The organism is Pseudoselenomonas ruminantium (assembly GCF_900113715.1).
GTDB classification, from domain to species: Bacteria; Bacillota; Negativicutes; order Selenomonadales; family Selenomonadaceae; genus Selenomonas_A; species Selenomonas_A caprae.
In genome coordinates this window covers 70,269-87,463 of record NZ_FOQK01000013.1, presented here as the reverse complement: position 1 = coordinate 87,463, position 17,195 = coordinate 70,269, and the positions used below count along the sequence as shown (strand labels likewise).

The following is a 17,195-nucleotide window of genomic DNA, read 5'->3' as shown; positions in this document are numbered from 1 at the left end:
TCATATTTTTTTGTTAAGGCAGTATATCCTATATGTCCATTCAAATACTCTTGGACTACCTTACATTTAAATTCTGCACTATATTTTGCCATAAAAAGACCCCCATAAGTTAGATTCCTTGGTCTAACTTATGGGGGTCTCTACAATACGCTGAACGGATTTTATGCGGTCAGGACAAATCAGAATAATTTGTCTTTGCAGGTAAACGGTAGGCCAAGGGCATCAGCGACCGGCTGATTGACGAGCTTGCCAGCGATGGTATTGAGGCCTTCGGCAAGTCCTGGATCTTCGTGGCAGGCAGCTGCCCAGCCCTTGCTGGCAATCCGCAGGGCATAGGGCAGGGTGGCATTGGTCAGTGCCAAGGTCGAGGTCCGTGAAACTGCGCCGGGGATATTGGCCACGGAATAGTGGACTACGCCGTGTTTGGTGAAGGTAGGATCCTCATGCGTGGTGACCCGGTCGCAGGTAGCAATGCTGCCGCCCTGGTCGATGGCGACATCGACGATGACGGAACCGGGGCGCATGGTCTTGACCATGTCTTCGGTTACGAGCTGCGGGGTCTTGGCCCCAGGCACCAATACTGCACCAATCAGCAGGTCTGCCTGTGCGACCCATTCGGCGATGTTGTAGCTGTTGGACATGACGGTGGCGATGCGGCCGCCGAAGACATCATCCAGATAGCGCAGGCGTTCGCAGGACAGATCGATCACGGTCACGCGGGCACCGAGCCCGACGGCTATCTTGGCGGCATTCGTACCGACTACACCGCCGCCGATGATCACGACTTGTCCCGGGGCAACTCCGCTGACTCCGCCCAGCAGGACACCGGCCCCGCCATAGCGGCTTTCCAAGAACTGGGCGCCGATCTGTACCGACATGCGTCCGGCAATCTCGCTCATGGGGGCGAGCAGCGGCAGGCTTCTGCCGTCTCTGCCGACGACGGTTTCGTAGGCGATGCCTGTCACCTTGTGCTTCAGCAGTGCGGCAGTCAGCTCGGGCTCTGGCGCCAGGTGCAGATAGGTGAAGAGTATCTGGCCCTCATGGAAGAGGTCATACTCCTCCGGCAGGGGTTCTTTTACTTTGATGATCATCTCTGCTTCGTCGAACAGCTTTTGCTTGTCAGCTGAGAGCGAAGCGCCAACGGCCGTATAATCCGCATCGGCAAAACCGCTGCCGAGCCCTGCGCCCTGCTCCACCAGGACTTTGTGGCCGGCTTTGGTAAGCGCCTCTGCCCCTGCGGGCGTAAGGCCGACACGATTCTCGTTATTCTTGATTTCTTTTGGTACACCAATCCGCATGATATCGCCTCCATAAAGTGACAATGCATGAAACTATAACGCGGAAGAAAATGTCTCCCACCTTTATAGGTGGCGAGCATCTCTCTTCCGATTCTCGGCGTTATAAAGGCAATATTCGCTGCATGGGAGGTGGATTCCTGTTTAGCGGTCCAATTTATTTCGGTAATGCCAGACAACAAAGCTGCCAAGTGCGGCAATCACTATGCCGCCAAGGACATCACTGGGATAGTGCACGCCGACGTAGAGACGGGAAAACGCCATGATTACCGCGAGGCACAGAGCAAGATAGCCGTAACGATTGCGGCAGGTGCGCCAGAAGATAAAAGCTGCCGCAAAAGCGCAGACCGTATGGCCGGAAGGAAAGGAAAACGAGTGGGGCAGATGGCTAAGAGGCAGAAGCTCGGGGTGCGTCAGGAAAGGACGCGGGCGCATGACGAGATGCTTCAGGATTTCGGCTATGCCACCGCAGAAAAGAATGGAACTTGTGACGAGTATTCCCTGTTGGCGCGTGGCTTTGTGCAGTGCCAGGACCAAGGCAAGTACCAGCCAAAAGGCACCATAATGTCCAATCGTGTTGATCAGCTGAATGGCAGGTGTCAGCCAATCGGTACGCATATGTTCTTGAATCCAGATAAGAATTGCTATGTCCATAAAAACCTCACATTAATAAATAGGATGGGAAAACATTTTGGTATTATAGTATATTGATTCTGGTACTGTCAAATGGCAAGGCGGTCTGTTGAAATCACGACAGCCCCTTAGTTCGCCAGAATCTGGTCAACTAAGGGGCTGCATTTTATGGTGAAGATTCGATTTTTGAGAAGGTTATTTTTCTACGGCGGCCACTAGCTTTTCCTTTATCGCTTTATCGTTTTTTAGCGTAAAGACGCTGATAACAGTGATGAGCAGCACGCTTATAGCCAGGAATGTATAGGTGCTTTGGAAGCCCGGTGAGGCATACATGCCGCCGGCGATAGAGGAGAAGATAACTACGGCACCCTGTTTTGCCAGGTTAAAACCTAAAAGATAAACGGTGGCAGAGAGGCGGCTAATGCTGGTGGCTGTACGATTTTTGGCAAGAGTTTTGGCAATTATAACCAGGGGCTGAAGTTCAATATTATCTATACAGAAGCTGGGCGGTAAGCTTGTAACATTTTTAACAGACGGTTTCCGTTTTTTCACGTATAGTTTTAGACAGTGATGAAACGGAGGGAATAAAATGAGTGCTTTTTTAGGGCCAATCCACTATTGGATGTATGAGAAAATCAAGGGGCAGGAAGAGCTTTTGCGCCGTTTTGCTGCGAAAGCAGAACAGCAAGGCTGGCTGGAAAATACGGCGAGGTTTGTCCGCAATGAGAATCGGCCATTGGCGGAAATCATCGATGCGGCCGATATCCATGGCTGGCTTAATAGGCATATCGAAGATGTGGAACGGCGCTATGCAGAACTGACAGTTGCTATTTTGACTGATCATGCTGAGCGCTTGGAGACACTGGGGGCAATTGCCTATGGGCTGGGCCGGGAAAAGTCCGCGGCAGCGGATAGCACGGCTGAGCAGTGCTATAAACGGATTGAAGATTGTACGTTAAACGGCATGCCTTGTGATGGTGTCAATATCGTTACGGATAAGAGCGAAGATCATTTCAGCTGGGAACAACGATTTGATGTTCATGGTGTTTACTGGGCCAAGGCTGGTGGCCGTGCTGATGATTATTATACCTTGCGCCGGCAATTGATTGCGGGGATACTGGCTGATACAGCGTTTTTGCTGACGAGCTCTGGGACTGGTGCGTACAGTCTTTGCCGTCGCTGAAAGCGGATATAAATAGGGAAAAGCTGCTATTGCTATTAGAGGGCATAGCAGCTTTTTGTCCTTATATTGCCAGATGGTGAGTGGATTACAGCGCTGTTTTGCCTTTGGTTATATAATTAAGTCAGTATGTATTCAGGAGGGACTTTATGGAAAAGAAGAAAAGGCAGGCTGTGGTGCAGACGGCAGACTGTGTGGCTTGCGGTACCTGCGTGGATGTATGTCCGCGCGGGGCGCTTACAATCTATCGGGGAAGTTTTGCGCAGGTGGATGCCGTGGTCTGCGTGGGCTGCGGCAGGTGCGTTCGGGAATGTCCGGCTTCTGTAATCCGGTTGGAGGTGCAGGCATGAAAAAGTGTTGGTATCATTATCTGTGGATTTGGTCGCTGCTTTACTTCAGTTTAGGCTTTTTCAACATACTCTTTGCTTGGCTGGGACTTATAAGTTTTGCTTTGCCGCTGATCATGGCCATCGGCTTTGGCAATAAGCTATTCTGCAATCGCTATTGCGATCGGGGGCAGACGTTAAGAGCTTTGGGACAGCTCGGTTTTTCCCGTCGCCGGGACATGCCTGCCTGGATGAAGAGCCAGGCATTCCGCTATGGCTTCATGGTGTTCTTTTTTGTCATGTTTGGCAATGTTCTCTACAGTGCCTGGCTGGTTTATAGCGGCGCTGGTTCTCTGCAGGCAGTGGTTACACTTCTGTGGACTTGGCAGCTTCCATGGCAGTGGACGTATTCGGGGATGGTGAATCCTTGGACAGCACAGTTTGCCTTTGGACTCTACAGCCTGATGCTGACTTCTGAGGTTATTGCTCTCCTTACCATGCTCGTATACCGCCCGCGCTCCTGGTGCGTCTACTGCCCGATGGGAACTTTGACGCAAATTGTCTGCAAGGCCAAAGCAACAAAAAAATAACAGGTTAAGCAGGTATTCTTTTGCCACTTGTCGAAGATATGTCAACAATTGCTAGTGCCGATATTATGCAGGATGCGATTAAGTGGAGGAGATAGCTATGTATGGAATGCAAAGCAAACGGATGGCACGGGTTTTGACAACAGCCGTAATGGCGTGGCTGACGGCGTCACCATTTTCGGCTTCGGCGTATGATACGCAATATATCTATCAGGATGGCCGGCCATTGGTTGAGATGAATTTTCTGCATCAAAATGAAGGACTGGGTAATGCGTCTGATTATCTCATTGATCCAGGCTTATACAACTTGCCTGCTAATTTGGTAGATGCGACGATTTCGGCAACCTCGTATTGGAAAGGTATTCTGGGGCCGCGGGCCAAGAATCCTGTACCTTGGCAGGTGTTTGTCACGACGGAGGATGATCAGAATGCGGGGGCAATCACCCATTCGTTATCGTCTGATGGTAAGAAAATAAGCCTTATCAAGGAAAACTATGTGCAGGAAGCTATCAACAAAGGCAGGAGCCTCAACGAGCTGACGGCGGAGCTGGCCAAGAAGGATACTATCCCGGCGGGACAATACGCATTCAGCGAGATAAGTATCGGCAATAATATGGGGGCTGAGCGAAAGGGTGCCGTGCGTGGCTGGTGGGTGGAAACCGATTCAGTTCTGCCGACCAATGAACAGGCAACCGATTTCGTGGGGACATTCCGGCATGAACTTGGACATGCGCTGGGGATAGACGGGAAATTTGCGGGACAGGGAGACAAAACCGATCGGGGTGAGCCAATCGTGTGGTTTGATCCTGCGATGAAAAGTAAGGATTCCTGGAACCTGCACCTCGTAGATCAGAATCAGAATCCGGCAAAAACCTCGATGATAATCGTTTCCCGGGCAGGGTTTGCGGAACTCAAGAAGGATAACCCCACGATTAAGGAGAAGGATTTCTTTATCGTGGATAATCGGTATCTGGACAAAGACCTGGTTGGTGCGCAGGGCTATGCGTATTTTGTGGGTCCTCATGTCACGGAAGCGCTTGGCGATGCAACCTTCAATGGGGTAAAGGGACTGCCTGTGAATGCTTGGGAGAGATCTGTGGATGAATCCGGGAAAGTTATAATAAAATTTGAGGGGTCACATCTTCAGACGGCGGGCATGATGAGCCATCGCTCTTATAGCAACTACACGTCATTTATGGAAGCAGAGTTGGCGGTCATGCAGGATTTGGGCTATAATTTTGACCGCAAGGCATTCTTCGGCCGGTCAATCTATGGCGACGGCGGTACCATACGGAATACGCAGGGCTATTCGGCCCGAAACGAAGCAGGTACTGCGTATCTGGAAAACACCTATAGTGCGGTTCCGTTGGGCATTGGCCTGCATATCTATGGTTCACGTAATAAGGTAACGCAGGCAGCTGATATCCTGACACATGGTACGGGTGCTACTGGCGTGCGCATCGATGGCATCGAGAATCGGCTGGACATCCCCGTAGATACGGAAATCCATGCCGATGGCAGAAATGGCAACGGTTTGCTGGTAGCATACGGACGCAATCATAAGATTACTCAAAATGGTACGGTTACAGCTATGGGCAAGGATGGTGATGGTGTTTGCTTTGACTTTGGTTCGAGTTCCAATGGTGCTGTAGACGAGTATCGTGGCTCCTATATCCGGTTCAAACGTGCTGTAAATGAACAAGGGAAAATCACAGAGTCGGAGAATATGCCGCTTACGAAGATGGATAAGTTTACCTATAATTCAGCGGCAGATGAATTGAACGGTCCTATGGTGGATAGCTATGATCTTTATGGGAAGCTCGCTGGTGGTGCCAATGCGATCTATATCGGAAAGAATGCATTGGTCAAGAATATTAACATCCATGAAGGGGCAACACTTAAGGGAAATATCACAAGCGAGTGGACGCACTTCAATACGGATGGCAGTTATGATGCACCGAATGACGATTCGGAGTCTTTGGCGATACAGTATGGTGGCAAGTCGTATAGCTATGATACCTATCATCCGGATTTGATAACGAATCTGAATTTCCAGGGAGACATGTCCTATAGTGGCAATATCAATGGCGAAGACAACATCAAGATGCGTGTCCAGGGAGGAGAACTGCACTATGGCGGCACAGCCAATGTAATAAATGTCACGGTGGATAAAGATGCTGCGCTGCTCGGTGGCAGTTATATGGTAAATGACATGACTGATGAGATGGCTGAGGGAATCAGCGATGATACGACCGGAAAGGTCATCAATCATGGCTTACTGGGGGCTGATGGGCCCGATAAGACACTCGCTATCGAAGGCGATCTCGTGTCTGATGGCAAGCTGCAGGCTTATGGCGGCGGGAAAGCAGGCCATATTGCAGTCACTGGCGACGCTGATATCAATGGCAGTATCGTTACGGCAACGAATATGCTGCCAGGAGATACGAAGACCGTCCTTACTGCCGAGGATATCACTGGCAGCATCAAAAACCCGGAAGGAAAACCGTATGCTATCAGCGGTATGCTGTCTGCTACTGGTGAATTGGATGATGATTCGTTGAAGGTTACGACCGTGGCTGCCAATAATCTGGCGGCGACAGATCAGACGGTGAATGATACCTATACGGCCATGGTGCATATGGATGAGCATTTGCGTGATACTGGCGATACGCGCCGTGATGCAATGCATGCATTGTTCACTCTTGAAGCGGAAGATGCCACGAAAGCCTTGAAGAGTCTCTCGGCCAACCCGGCAGCACAGAGTATGAGCCTGGCACAGCAGAATACGGTAACCAGCCATATCATTTCCTCGCGGCTGACTGAGGCTTTTGCCCAGAAAAATGTGACCGTTAAGGTGCCGGCAATGCAGCTGGCTGATGGAGAGGAAGCTAAGCCCATGGAACTTTCGGCAAAACTTCCGCAGCCGTCCGATAATGATTTCTGGTTCAAGGCAGCAAAGAATTGGGGCGATCTCCGGGGCGGTGCGAATTATCATGGTACGACGTTGGCACTGGGCTGGGATCGTGCTTATGGGCAGATGTGGCGTGGCGGTGCCTTTGCCAGCTACGGAACGGTGGGCTTCGCAGACACAGGCGCCAGCAACAGACTCAAAGATACCCGGTTAGGAATCTATGGCGGCTACAATCATGGCCCGCATGCAGGCTATGTCTATCTCGATTATGGCTGGCTCAAAAATGATCTGCGCCGGGGGCTGGCCGGTTTGGATCTGACGGCAGAGGCTGACTATGATAGCCGTATCTTAGAACTTGGCGGTGAGTACAAATACGACCTGGATGCGTTCAAGGATACGCCTTGGCATATCAGTCCTTATGGCAATGTGCAGTTGTCACGGCTCTGGCAGGATGGCTATCGTGAGCGTGGCGCTGGTGTTTATGGCCAACGGGTGGCTAGTGCGGCGAATACTTATTTTGCACTGGGCCTTGGCGTAGAATTCAAGCGGTATCTGCCCAAGGGAAGTTATGCCTTGCGCCTTGGCGTGAAGCATGCACTGGCAGGTGCAGATCCGCGCTTGCGGTTTGGATATGTCGGCAATGATGCTGAAAGCTATGAGATGCGGAATGAACAGGATAAGACGCATTTCGTATTGAGTATCAATGGTGAGTCTGAGTTTGCACCTGGCTGGACGATGGCTGGTGAAGCAGGACTGCAGAAAGGGGCACATGCCAAAGATGTGATGTGCGCGCTTACTCTCAAGCGTATGTGGTAAAATATTGTATAGAGGTACCGCCAGGCCAATTCAGCCTGGCGGTATTTTTGCGTGCGCATAGCGGCCGGGGAAAATGATATTACGGTAAACTGGATTATATAAAATGGTTGACGCTTACAGTATATATATCTATAATGGGAAACAGCAGAAAAGTGACAGAGAAAGAAGGCGGCAGCAAAGACAATGGAAGAGGTGTATATCTTAGGAGCTATGCGCACGCCGATTGTGGGGAAAAATGGGCCTTTTCGAACGGTGCGGCCGGAGGTGTTAGGCGCGCGGGTAATGCAAGCGCTGCAGCAGCGTTATGACGCGGGGCCTTTGTCTGGCGTTATCGGCGGTAATGCTGTGGGGACAGGCGGCAATATCACGCGGCTCATGGCTTTGCTGGCAGGCATCGGGCAGACGGTACCTGCGTTTACGGTAGATATGCAGTGTGCATCAGCAGCAACGGCGATTTCGCTGGCCTATGCCAAGATTGCCAGTGGACAGGGGGATGTCTGGCTGGCTGGAGGCATGGAGAGCTCGTCCCTGCAGCCCTTGCGTGTCTATGCCAGGCAGGATGAGCGCTACGGTCTTACATCTAAGGGCGATGGCTGTTATTATACCGCGCAGTTTGCTCCAGGAGATATCGCAGAGGACACCATGCTCTGGGGGGCCGAGCGGGTGGCCGCTGCTGAGCACATAAGCCGCAAGGAGCAGGAGGGCTGGGCGCTGGTTTCTCATGCCAGGGCGGCTGCTGCGGCAAAGCGGGGAGTTATGCGCGACATCGTGGTACCGATCGATGGCTGGGAGCGGGACGATGGCATTCGGGAGCGCATGAGCCAGCGGCTGCTTGACCGCCTGCCGCTTCTGCTGGGGGAAGGAACCTCCCTTACGGCAGGGACAGCTTGCAGGATAAACGATGGGGCGGCCTTTGCCCTGCTGGCTTCGGGAAAAGCTGTCCGGCAGCGGGGATTGCATCCCGTGGCCCGCATCCTGGGGACAGCGTCGCTGGGCGGAAATCCGGCGGAAAGCCCGCGAGGCGCGATGGCGGTAGCGGATGTCCTGCTGCGGCGTCATGGGCTTTCTTATGGGGATCTGCAGGGAATCGAGTTCAATGAGGCGTTTGCGGTTATCGATGTGCTGTTTGCCCGTGAGCATCCGGATTGCATCGGGCAGTATAACCGTTTTGGCGGGGCATTGGCGTATGGGCATCCGTATGGCGCGTCGGGAGGAATCCTGCTGGCGCATCTGTTGAAATCCTTGCAGGCAGCTGGCGGCGGCCGTGGCCTGCTGGCAATCGCTGGTGCTGGCGGCATGGGTGAGGCGATTTTGGTGGAGATGATAGCGTGAATTATTATGAGTTGCTGCGGCAGTGGAATGGGCAACAGGCAGAGAAAGTGCTGCTGGTGGAAGATCAGCGGGAATACAGCTATGGACAGATGCTGGTACAGGTGGATGCACTGCGGGCAGAGCTGGCCGCGAAAGCAACTGAGGGGATGGGCGGAAGCATCCTGGTACTGGCCGATACGCTGAATGCCCAGCTGGTGGCCTTTCTGGCCTTGCAGTCCCTGCATTTGCGTCCTATCTTGCTGCATCATGGCTTGCCAGCAGAGGAAATACAGGCGATTTTGTGTGAAAACAGATTGCAGGGGCTGTTTGATGTGCGTCAGCGGTACTTTGACCAGTCAAATATTGACCAGTCAGATTTTGACTGGTCATGGCAGGGAAGTGATGCGCAAGGACAGGAAATCGAGCCTGAGGATATCCTGGGGGTTTTAAGTTCTGGTTCTACGGGGGTTCCAAAAGTCATGTACCGGACTTATGAAAGCTGGGCAGGATTTTTCCCCGTGCAGAATAAGATTTTTCAAATTACGCGTACGACGCGGTTGTTTCTTCAAGGCAGCCTGAGCTTCACGGGAAATCTCAATGCATTGCTGGGCGTGCTGTATGCTGGTGGCAGTATTATCACCAGCAGCAGATGGCATTGCCGCTGGTGGGCGCAGCTGATGGCAGACTGGCAGGTGGATGCCATCTATCTTGTGCCCACCAAGCTGCAGCTGTTGGCGGCAAAGGTGAAGCAGCCGCTGATGCAGGTGCGTTCGCTGTTCACTGGTTCGCAGCTGCTGAGTGACCGCAATATCGGCGACCTGCAGCGGCTGCTGCCCCAGGCGAAGATCATTCTTTATTACGGGGCCAGTGAGCTGAATTATATCACCTACACTGTCTGCGGGGAGAAAAGGCGGGACAGCTGCAATCTGGGCCGTCCATTCCCCGGAATCGGACTGCGTGTGGATGATGGGATCATCTATGTAGATACGCCGTATCATGTGAGTGGGCTGAAACCGCCCTATACAGTGAGGGACACTGGCTGGCTCAATGAGGCAGGCGAGTTGATGTTTGAGGGGCGGCGTGAGAATTGGATCAATAAGGGCGGTGTCAAACTGAATACCCTGCGGCTTGAGAACAAGCTGCGAGCAGTGCCAGGTATACGGGCGGCGGTAGTGATGCCCATGGCGGATGCGCTGCGTGGCAGTACCGTGGCGGCCTTTGTCGTCAAAGAGGGCGACGTCAGCGCTGCCAAGGTGCGCCAGGCGGTAAGGCAGGTGCTGCAGCCCGTAGAGATCCCGCGCCGGCTGTTGTTCCTGCCACGGCTGCCGCTCAACGATCGGGGCAAGGTGGATCGAAGCGTGCTGGCCAAGCTGGTGGATGAATAGAAAACGTGCTATGATATAAGAGTGCTCGGCAATTGCTGAGCACTCTTAGTATTTTAGCTGTCTGTATTTGGTTGGATAAGATTCAGGGAAGGTGCGTGCGTATTATGATTCATGAGATGTTTTCCCATCGGCTTTGCAATGGTTTCCTGCCGGAGATTGAGCCGCAGGCGACGGATATCATCATCTGTGTGAGCGGGAATGCCATCATGGTGGGGGGCGAACCGGAGGCGGCGGAGTTCCCTAGGGGCAGTCAGCTGCCGTCAGATGGCACGTATCTGTACTTGTTTTCCGTTGATGGCCAGAATGTGTTCTGGTCGCAGCAGGAGGACAGAGAGCTGCTGCCGGGGTTTGCCTATAAGACGCTCAAGGAAATCCGCTGGGAGCTCAAGGGGCCGGCGCATTATATGTACCTGGCCTATACGGCATGGCATCTCATCTCCTGGTATCGCGACAATCGTTTCTGTGGCCGCTGCGGTCACAACACGCATCCGGCAGCAGAGGAGCGGGCGCTGGTCTGTGACAGCTGTGGACATGTGATCTATCCGCGGCTCATCCCGGCTGTGGTCGTCGGCATCATAAATGGCGATGAGATCTTGATGACGAAATATGCCAATCGCGATGTGCCATTCTATGCCTTGGTGGCAGGCTTCACGGAAATCGGCGAGACGCTTGAAGAATGCGTGGCCCGTGAAGTCATGGAAGAAACGGGGCTCAAGGTCAAGAATATCCGCTACTACAAATCGCAGCCTTGGGGCAGTGTGCAGGATCTGATCGTGGGCTTTTTCTGCGACCTGGATGGCGACCCGACCATCCATATGGATCGGAGCGAGCTCAAGGAAGCCGTATGGGTGCAGCGTGCAGATATCCAAGGCCAGCCCGATGATTGGAGCCTGACCCATCATATGATGATGACCTTCAAGGCAGGCAAAGAGCCGGCTTGAGGCTCGTCTGAGCAGCCGGCTCTATCTTATCCGGCGTCAATATCCACATTGGCGCCGAGGTATTTGCTGCGGTCGGAAGATTTCAGGTCCTTCTGATAGGGATTGTCTTCATTATAGTAGCGGATCTGGGTGTTGGTTTCGCCACCCGAGATATAGGTGCGTCCACATTCGGGGCAGACGGAAGTTTTCAGCCGGACGCTGGCGCGGACGACTTCGCCGTTGCCCGTATCGGCTTTCTGATAGGCGTTGGCGACATGTTCCTGCTCGTGGCTCATGACCACGGAAGCTGCATTGTCGGGATCGATATGGCCTGCCGCCTTGAAGGAGACCATTTCGTTTGAACCGTCTTGATATTTGCGGCGCTTGCAGGTCTCGCACTCGGCGGGATTGGATTTCTGTCCGCTGATCTTATCGGTTTGGTTGTAGCCATTGTAGTTGCCGTAGCTGCTGTCGTAGGGCGAGCCATAGCTGCTGCCGGGGATGCCCATAGTTGTCATCTTGCCCACATCCTTCCTGGTGGTAGAATACTCCTATATATTATATCGGAACAAACTGCTGAAAGATTAAGTGGAACTATTGATTTTGGGCAGGAAAAAGCCCCGCGTCTGCATGGACGCGGGGCTGGTATTTTTGATGAGGTTATTTTTTCAGGCGGTCAAGGATGCGGCGTGCGACGTATACACCGCTGGCACCGGCCTGGGAGAGGCCGCGGGTCACGCCGGCGCCATCGCCGATGGCGAAGACGTTCTTGAGTTCCGTCTCAAGTTCCTTGGACAGGACGACGCGGGAGCTGTAGAATTTGACTTCGACGCCGTAGAGCAGCGTGTCGTCGTTCGTCATGCCTGGGGCGATGTTGTTGAGTGCCTGGATCATCTCGATGATGTTGTCGAGGTGGCGCTTCGGCAGGACGAGGGACAGATCGCCCGGCGTTGCCTGGAGCGTCGGCTTCGTGAAGCTCTTGGTCATGCGGTGCGCATTCGTGCGGCGGCCTTTCATGAGGTCACCGAAGCGCTGGACGATGATGCCGCCGCCGAGCATGTTCGAGAATGAAGCGATGCGCTTGCCGTACTGATGCGGGGACTTGAATGGCTCCGTGAAGCGGTTGCTGACGAGCAGCGCGAAGTTTGTGTTGTTGCTCTGGAGGCTCGGATCACTGTAGGAGTGGCCGTTGACCGTCACGATGCCATCGGTGTTTTCCATGACCACATGGCCGTGGGGGTTCATGCAGAAAGTGCGGACCTGATCGCCATAGCGTTTCGTGCGGTAGACGAGCTTGGCCTCATAGACCTGGCTCGTGATGTGGTTCCAGACTTCATCGGGGACTTCGACGCGCACGCCGACATCGACGCGGTTGTTTTCCTGCTCCAGGCCGAGGGACTCGCATTCGTTGGAGAACCATTCAGCACCTGCGCGGCCCGGGGCGACGATCAGGTACTCAGCTTCAACCGTCTCGCCATTGGCCAGTTCAAGGCTGTTGTTACCGGCGCCGTCCGAGTGGATATGGGCGACCGGGCACTCGAAGCGGAATTCCACTTTGTCTTTGAGGTATTCGTATGTTGCTTTGAGCATGTTGAGGTTGTTCTCGGTGCCGAGGTGGCGGACGCTGGCCGACAGCAGATGGAGGTCATGCTGCAGGGCGAGCTGGCCGATGTTGGAGTTCTCGGTCGAGAATACTTCAGCGGGGGCACCGTGCTTCATGTTGATCTTGTCGACGTAGTTGATGAGATCCATGACTTCGTCATCGGGCAGATACTCGTTGAGCCAGCCGCCGAACTGCGTCGTGAAGTTGTACTTGCCATCGGAGAAGGCACCAGCTCCACCGAAGCCGCGCATGATGCTGCATGGTTTGCAGCCGATGCAGCTCTTCACCTTGCCGGCAGAGATCGGGCAGACACGCGTGTAGATGTCTTTGCCGCTCTCGAGCAGCAGGATGCGAAGCTCCGGGCTTTTCTCAGCGAGTTCGTAAGCCGCAAAGACACCGGCCGGGCCGCCGCCGACAATCGCTACATCATACTTTTTCATGATAATTCCCTCCTAATACACCGGGCACGGATCTATATCCGGGCGCACGAAAAGAGCGCAGATCTTTGCTGTTCCTGTGGTGAGCAATCTGCGTATCGAATCGACTTTTTCAAAACCTTAGCTATTATACGGGATGCTTTTACAGAATGCAAGCATTTTTTCGGCGAAAAAAATAAAGGATGTACACTATAACAGAAAAATCATAGCTCATATATAAATTATAGTTGCATATATGCTGTATTTACAGGTATAATGTATAGCATATTGTAAACCTGTAATACATTCGTAAGGAGGAGAATCGTTGGTACACAATTTAGCAATCATTAATACATTCATCCTATATATAGGACTCATGATGGCAATCGGCGTCTATTACTATCGCCGGACGCGCAACATGAGCGATTATTTCCTCGGCAACCGCAAGCTCGGGGCCTGGGTGACTTCGATGAGCGCGGAGGCCTCGGATATGAGCGGCTGGATGCTCATGGGCGTGCCGGGCTTTGCGTATCTGGCGGGACTCAATGCCGGCTGGATCGCTGTCGGCATCGCTATCGGTACTTGGGCCAATTGGCAGTTCATCGCTGCCCGGCTGCGCAAGTATACGGAGCTGGCCAATAACTCGCTGACGCTGCCGGAGTTCTTCGAGAATCGCTTCGAGGACAAGAGCGGCCTTCTGCGCATCGTGCCGGCCGTATTCATCCTGATTTTCTTCATCATCTACACGTCGTCGGGGTTTGTCTCGGCGGGCCGTCTGTTTGAGACGGTATTCGGCATTCCGTATCATTATGCGATCTTCATCGGTGCCGGTTCGGTGGTTTTCTATACGCTGGTCGGCGGCTTCCTGGCCGTCTCGCGCACGGATTTCATCCAGGGCATCATGATGTTTTTCGCCATCCTTGTCGTGCCTATCACGGCGGCGATGGAGATGGGCGGTTTTGCGGCGACGCTGTCGGCTATCGATACGGTGCAGCATTCGATGCTTGAGCCGCTGACGAAACCGGATGGTTCGACGCTCGGAGCAATCGAGCTGATTTCGCTGCTCGCCTGGGGTATCGGTTATTTTGGCCAGCCGCATATCCTCGTGCGGTTCATGGCGATATCGAGTTCCAAGGAAATCAAGCAGGCAACGCGCATCGCGATGACCTGGGTGGTCGTATCGCTGGCGGCAGCCGTAGCAGTTGGCATGGTCGGCCGCGTATTCCTCACGACGCCGCTGGAAGGCACGGAGTCGGAGACCGTATTCCTCGTGATGACGAATACGATGTTCCCGCCAGTCGTGGCCGGACTTATCCTCTCGGCGGTGCTCGCGGCCATCATGAGCACCGCGTCGTCGCAGCTTTTGGTAGCCGCATCGGCCTTTGCCCAGGATTTCTATCGCACCTTGCTGCGCAAGGATGCGGAGCAGAAGGAGCTCGTCTGGATCAGCCGTGCTTCGGTGCTGGTCATCGCTTCGCTGGCTATCTTCCTCGGTCTCAATCCGAATAACTTCATCCTCGATATGGTTGCCTATGCCTGGGCAGGCTTCGGCGCGGCCTTCGGACCGGCGCTGCTCATGAGCCTGTTCTGGCGCCGGACGACGCGCAATGGCGTGCTGGCAGGCATCATCACTGGTGGTGTGACCGTGCTGGTCTGGAAGCAGGTTGCTCTCTGGGGGCTCTATGAGATCGTACCGGGTTTCCTGCTGGCACTGGCTGCTATCTATATTGTCAGCAAGCTGGATGAGAAACCGGCAGAAAGTATCACCGCAACCTTTGATTCGGTAGGCCGGAGTGAGATATAATAGGACCATAGGGAGGTGCAGTCATGAATTTCAAATTTGCACATAACAATTTCAATGTACTCGATCTGGAGAAGAGCCTGAAGTTCTACCAGGAGGCGCTCGATTTCACGGAGGCGCATCGCTTGGAGACGCCGGACTTCACGCTCGTGTATCTGTCCGATGGCGGTCGTACGCCCCATGAGCTTGAGCTGACCTGGCTCAAGGATCGCAAGGAGCCGTATAATCTCGGCGAGAATGAATTCCATCTGGCACTGACGGTGGATGATTTTGCTGCAGCGCATGCTCGCCATAAGGAAATGGGCTGCATTTGCTATGAGAATACTGCTATGGGCATCTATTTCATCAGCGATCCCGATGGCTACTGGATTGAGATCCTGCCCGAAAAATAAGGCCATGCCAGGCAAATGGCATCGGTGGAATGCATCGATGTCATTTTTTTATTATTTTTCAAACAGATAGCAGGGATTTTAATGTGGTGTAGCGAAAATTTAGGTATTGAGAACTATATGATTAGGAAAAGGGTACTATCAAGAATAAAGAGAAGCAGGTGAGCATTTGTGGAGAAAGTCAAAGTAATGATCGTCGATGATTCCAAGATCAGCTGCGCAATGCTGGCGGGAAGCCTCAAGAAGACGAATTTTGAGGTTTGTGCGACGGCTAAAAACGCTGCCGAAGCGGTTCAGTTCTATGCTGAACGCAAGCCGGCTGTAGTGACCATGGATATGAATCTTCCGGATGCAGATGGTATTGAGTGCAGCCGTCGGATTCGGGCAATCGATCCTGATGCTAAGATTGTCATGATTAGTGCCATGAAGGACGCCAGCCTTGTCGCCAAGGGGCGCGAAGCTGGGATCAGTGCCTTCTTGCAGAAGCCCATCAATACCAATGACCTCATCGATACGCTGATGATCCTTTGCCAGAGCAAGGTCGGCAAGGTGGCAGTGCTGCGCGAGTCGTATGCCAAGCCCTTTGCGCGGGCGTTGCAGCAGGGCTTGTTCAGCTTGATCGGTGTGCACAGCGAGGTCGAGGTTGAGCTCGATGAGCGTCATTTCCTCGATGTCAGCGGCATCGCTGTCATCATCGGCCTGACCGGTTATCCGGTGGGGCGTGCCATCGTATCGATGGAAGCGGAGACGATGCGCAAGTTCTCCATGATCATGATGGACAAGGAGAACATCGAGGACGTGACCGAAGAGGAGGCCAGCGAATCGGTGGAGGAGTCTGCCAACATCATCGTGGGCCGTGGTGTATCGAATATCAATGATGTGTTCAAGGACAAGGAGATGCGTATCACGCCGCCGGGGACGATTTGTGGCAACAATATCCGCATCGCCAGTCCGAAGCTGACAACGTTCTGCATCGTTGCGAAGACAAGGATTGGTGATATCAGTATGAATGTAGGATTTGCGGAAGGAGATTGATGAGATGGATGCAAAGTTAGTTAATCCGTTTGTCGATGCATTCACGACAGTCATGCCGCAAATGGGGTTCCCTGAGCCGAAGCGCGTCAAGATGGGTGTGCAGAATACGAATGCCGTAGGCTTGGGTGTGTCGGTTATTGTCGGCTTTACGAAGCAGATCCGCGGCAATGTCGTCTATAATATGTCGGAAGATACGGCAAAGTTCATCGCATCGACGATGATGATGGGCATGCCGGTCGCAGAGTTTGATGCGATGGCCCAGAGTGCCATCTCGGAGATGAGCAATATGCTCACGGCTAATGCGGCTACGAATCTGACGGGAATGGGCTTTGAAGTGGATATCTCTACGCCGTCGCTTTCGATCGGTAAGGATTTCCAGGTCAAAATCAGTGACGGACAGTATCTGACTGTCGAGATGGATTTGGCTGGTCATACGGTTGAACTTGACATTGCCGTAGAGCAGCAGTAATATTAGACATGGATTAGAAATGGGCATTGCATGAAGTGTTTCATGCAATGCTTTTTCTGACATTGACAGGTGTTGTAGGTATGGCCAGATAGGGAAATCTGGCGAGGGTATTTAGGAG

16 protein-coding genes are annotated in these 17,195 nt (G+C 53.1%); 11 read left to right on the top strand and 5 right to left on the bottom strand.

Going from position 1 to position 17,195, the window contains the following annotated elements:
* Window positions 1-179: 179 nt before the first annotated feature.
* The 3 genes from ald to BM181_RS08515 form a co-directional block, all read right to left on the bottom strand.
* Window positions 180-1,298: an alanine dehydrogenase gene (gene ald / locus BM181_RS08525; protein ID WP_075443874.1), complete on the bottom strand. Its 1,119-nt coding sequence runs from the start codon at window positions 1,296-1,298 to the stop codon at window positions 180-182.
* A gap of 141 nt (window positions 1,299-1,439) precedes the next feature.
* Window positions 1,440-1,949 (bottom strand): phosphatase PAP2 family protein, encoded by a 510-nt coding sequence (locus BM181_RS08520; RefSeq protein ID WP_075443872.1) that lies wholly within the window; start codon window positions 1,947-1,949, stop codon window positions 1,440-1,442.
* A 174-nt stretch (window positions 1,950-2,123) separates the two neighbouring features.
* On the bottom strand, window positions 2,124-2,480 hold the full coding sequence (locus tag BM181_RS08515; RefSeq protein WP_075443870.1) for an MFS transporter: 357 nt from the start codon (window positions 2,478-2,480) through the stop codon (window positions 2,124-2,126).
* A 37-nt stretch (window positions 2,481-2,517) separates the two neighbouring features.
* On the opposite strand from BM181_RS08515, the gene BM181_RS08510 reads away from it, so the two are divergent.
* The 7 genes from BM181_RS08510 (at window position 2,518) to nudC (ending at window position 11,385) form a co-directional block, all read left to right on the top strand.
* Window positions 2,518-3,111 (top strand): hypothetical protein, encoded by a 594-nt coding sequence (locus BM181_RS08510; RefSeq protein ID WP_075443868.1) that lies wholly within the window; start codon window positions 2,518-2,520, stop codon window positions 3,109-3,111.
* 146 nt (window positions 3,112-3,257) lie between these two features.
* Window positions 3,258-3,458 carry a 4Fe-4S dicluster domain-containing protein gene (locus BM181_RS08505; protein ID WP_075443866.1) on the top strand — a complete coding sequence of 67 codons (201 nt, stop codon included), beginning with the start codon at window positions 3,258-3,260 and terminating at the stop codon, window positions 3,456-3,458.
* Window positions 3,455-4,024, top strand: coding sequence for a hypothetical protein (locus BM181_RS08500; protein WP_075443864.1), 570 nt, complete (start codon window positions 3,455-3,457; stop codon window positions 4,022-4,024). Before BM181_RS08505 ends, BM181_RS08500 begins: the two co-directional genes overlap by 4 nt.
* A 97-nt stretch (window positions 4,025-4,121) precedes the next feature.
* Complete coding sequence (locus BM181_RS08495; RefSeq protein ID WP_143092150.1) at window positions 4,122-7,748, top strand: autotransporter domain-containing protein; 3,627 nt, start codon at window positions 4,122-4,124, stop codon at window positions 7,746-7,748.
* 183 nt (window positions 7,749-7,931) lie between these two features.
* On the top strand, window positions 7,932-9,080 hold the full coding sequence (locus tag BM181_RS08490; protein ID WP_075443862.1) for an acetyl-CoA C-acyltransferase: 1,149 nt from the start codon (window positions 7,932-7,934) through the stop codon (window positions 9,078-9,080).
* Complete coding sequence (locus tag BM181_RS08485; protein WP_075443860.1) at window positions 9,077-10,444, top strand: AMP-binding protein; 1,368 nt, start codon at window positions 9,077-9,079, stop codon at window positions 10,442-10,444. Before BM181_RS08490 ends, BM181_RS08485 begins: the two co-directional genes overlap by 4 nt.
* A gap of 104 nt (window positions 10,445-10,548) precedes the next feature.
* A complete protein-coding gene (nudC, locus tag BM181_RS08480) occupies window positions 10,549-11,385 on the top strand; it encodes an NAD(+) diphosphatase (RefSeq protein WP_075443858.1) in 837 nt (278 codons plus the stop codon).
* Between the two features lie 26 nt (window positions 11,386-11,411).
* Here the strand turns inward: nudC and BM181_RS08475 are convergent, their stop codons facing one another.
* Together BM181_RS08475 and BM181_RS08470 are read right to left on the bottom strand one after the other, a co-directional pair.
* Window positions 11,412-11,882 (bottom strand): hypothetical protein, encoded by a 471-nt coding sequence (locus BM181_RS08475; protein ID WP_075443856.1) that lies wholly within the window; start codon window positions 11,880-11,882, stop codon window positions 11,412-11,414.
* A gap of 142 nt (window positions 11,883-12,024) precedes the next feature.
* Window positions 12,025-13,407, bottom strand: coding sequence for an NAD(P)/FAD-dependent oxidoreductase (locus BM181_RS08470; RefSeq protein ID WP_075443854.1), 1,383 nt, complete (start codon window positions 13,405-13,407; stop codon window positions 12,025-12,027).
* Between the two features lie 301 nt (window positions 13,408-13,708).
* Between BM181_RS08470 and putP the strand changes: the two genes are divergently transcribed.
* The 4 genes from putP to BM181_RS08450 all read left to right on the top strand — a co-directional run bounded on the left by putP (window position 13,709) and on the right by BM181_RS08450 (window position 17,077).
* Entirely contained in the window at window positions 13,709-15,187 is a 1,479-nt protein-coding gene (gene putP, locus BM181_RS08465; protein WP_075443852.1) for a sodium/proline symporter PutP, read from the top strand.
* Window positions 15,188-15,210: 23 nt separating this feature from the next.
* A complete protein-coding gene (locus BM181_RS08460; protein ID WP_075443850.1) occupies window positions 15,211-15,576 on the top strand; it encodes a VOC family protein in 366 nt (121 codons plus the stop codon).
* A 168-nt stretch (window positions 15,577-15,744) separates the two neighbouring features.
* Complete coding sequence (locus BM181_RS08455; protein ID WP_075443848.1) at window positions 15,745-16,608, top strand: response regulator; 864 nt, start codon at window positions 15,745-15,747, stop codon at window positions 16,606-16,608.
* 4 nt (window positions 16,609-16,612) lie between these two features.
* Complete coding sequence (locus tag BM181_RS08450) at window positions 16,613-17,077, top strand: chemotaxis protein CheX (RefSeq protein ID WP_075443846.1); 465 nt, start codon at window positions 16,613-16,615, stop codon at window positions 17,075-17,077.
* Window positions 17,078-17,195 lie beyond the last annotated feature (118 nt).

Excerpts from the sequence above, each read along its gene's own strand:
- ald (WP_075443874.1), bottom strand. The coding sequence starts at position 1,298 with ATGCGGATTGGTGTACCAAAAGAAATCAAGAATAACGAGAATCGTGTC.
- BM181_RS08520 (WP_075443872.1), bottom strand. The coding sequence starts at position 1,949 with ATGGACATAGCAATTCTTATCTGGATTCAAGAACATATGCGTACCGAT.
- BM181_RS08510 (WP_075443868.1), top strand. The coding sequence starts at position 2,518 with ATGAGTGCTTTTTTAGGGCCAATCCACTATTGGATGTATGAGAAAATC.
- BM181_RS08505 (WP_075443866.1), top strand. The coding sequence starts at position 3,258 with ATGGAAAAGAAGAAAAGGCAGGCTGTGGTGCAGACGGCAGACTGTGTG.
- BM181_RS08500 (WP_075443864.1), top strand. The coding sequence starts at position 3,455 with ATGAAAAAGTGTTGGTATCATTATCTGTGGATTTGGTCGCTGCTTTAC.
- BM181_RS08495 (WP_143092150.1), top strand. The coding sequence starts at position 4,122 with ATGTATGGAATGCAAAGCAAACGGATGGCACGGGTTTTGACAACAGCC.
- BM181_RS08490 (WP_075443862.1), top strand. The coding sequence starts at position 7,932 with ATGGAAGAGGTGTATATCTTAGGAGCTATGCGCACGCCGATTGTGGGG.
- nudC (WP_075443858.1), top strand. The coding sequence starts at position 10,549 with ATGATTCATGAGATGTTTTCCCATCGGCTTTGCAATGGTTTCCTGCCG.
- BM181_RS08475 (WP_075443856.1), bottom strand. The coding sequence starts at position 11,882 with ATGACAACTATGGGCATCCCCGGCAGCAGCTATGGCTCGCCCTACGAC.
- BM181_RS08470 (WP_075443854.1), bottom strand. The coding sequence starts at position 13,407 with ATGAAAAAGTATGATGTAGCGATTGTCGGCGGCGGCCCGGCCGGTGTC.
- BM181_RS08460 (WP_075443850.1), top strand. The coding sequence starts at position 15,211 with ATGAATTTCAAATTTGCACATAACAATTTCAATGTACTCGATCTGGAG.
- BM181_RS08450 (WP_075443846.1), top strand. The coding sequence starts at position 16,613 with ATGGATGCAAAGTTAGTTAATCCGTTTGTCGATGCATTCACGACAGTC.